Source organism: Arthrobacter sp. TS-15, assembly GCF_006964045.1.
Lineage (GTDB): Bacteria > Actinomycetota > Actinomycetes > Actinomycetales > Micrococcaceae > Arthrobacter.
Window position 1 is genome coordinate 1 of the sequence record NZ_SDXQ01000127.1, and the last position, 1,132, is coordinate 1,132.

Below are 1,132 nucleotides of genomic sequence, written 5' to 3' on the forward strand. Positions count from 1 at the left end.
CGTACACCGTCCGCGGCGGCAGGTACTCCACCACCATCACCACCGTGCCCGTCTCGATGCGGTCCTTCGGGGAGGCGGGATACGCGAGGAAGTGCTCGGCGCCGCCGCGGACCCGGACGATCACCTCGCCGACGAGTCCCGGCCCGATCGTGCCGGTCACCCGTCCCATGAGGCCCACCATCGACGCGTCGTCCATGGTCCCCAGACTACGGGCCGGTGGGCGCCCCGAAATCAGGTACGGCGCCGTCCACTTCACCGCTCGGCCGGCGCTCGTACCACCGCTGGTCCGCCTCCAACTGCGCGGCCAGCGACACGAGGAGCAGCTCGCTGTTCGCGGGACCCAGCAGCTGCGCGCCCACCGGCAGCGAACCGTCGACGAACCCCGCGGGGACGTTGACGCCGGGCCAGCCCAGCACGATCCACGGCCAGGCGTACGGACAGGCGGCGATCATGGCCCGGTCCGTCCCGAAGCCGCTCAGACCGTGCAGGGCGCCGATGCGCGGCGGGGGAGCGGCGGTCGTCGGCGCGAGCACCACGTCGTACGTGTCGAAGAGCGATCCGATGCGCCGGTGCAGCCTCGCCTCGGCGCGCCGGGCCAGCCGCAACGGGGCCCCGCCGAGCAGCCGGCCCAGCCGGGTGGCCTCCAGAGTGCGCCGGTCGAGCAGGTGCGGATGGGGCGTCTCGCGGACCCGCTCGGCGATCCCGGCCGTGGCGCGCGGGACGAAGGCCAGCCCGATCTGCCCGTACGGCGGATCGGCCTCCTCCACCTCGTGGCCGAGCGCGGTCAGCCGCTCCGCGAGCGCGAGGACCCGGGCCCGTACGTCGGGCCGCAGCCGGGCGGGCAGCGCCGTGAACGGCGGCTTCAGCGAGAGCGCGATGCGCAGCCTGCCCGGGTCCCGGCCCACCGCGTCCGACACTCGCAGTGCGGACGGGCGGTGCAGATCGCGCTCGTGGCTGCCGCTCGCCGCGTCCAGCAGTAGCGCGGCGTCCTCGACCGTACGGGCGAGCGTGCCGTTGACCGTGATGCCGTGAAAGGACTCCGCGCGCGGCCAGGTCGAGATGCGGCCGCGCTGCGGTTTGATGCCGATCAGATGCGTCCAGGAGGCCGGGATCCGCACCGAGCCCACGAGAC

2 protein-coding genes are annotated in these 1,132 nt (G+C 74.3%); both read right to left on the reverse strand.

Annotated elements, in window-relative coordinates:
* A partial coding sequence (locus EU811_RS23250) for a hypothetical protein (protein ID WP_142940592.1) occupies positions 1–196 on the reverse strand: 196 nt, incomplete at its 3' end.
* Positions 197–206: 10 nt separating this feature from the next.
* Positions 207–1,132, reverse strand: a 926-nt coding sequence (locus EU811_RS23255; RefSeq protein ID WP_274595853.1) for an amidase family protein, incomplete at its 5' end; no start/stop codon positions are given.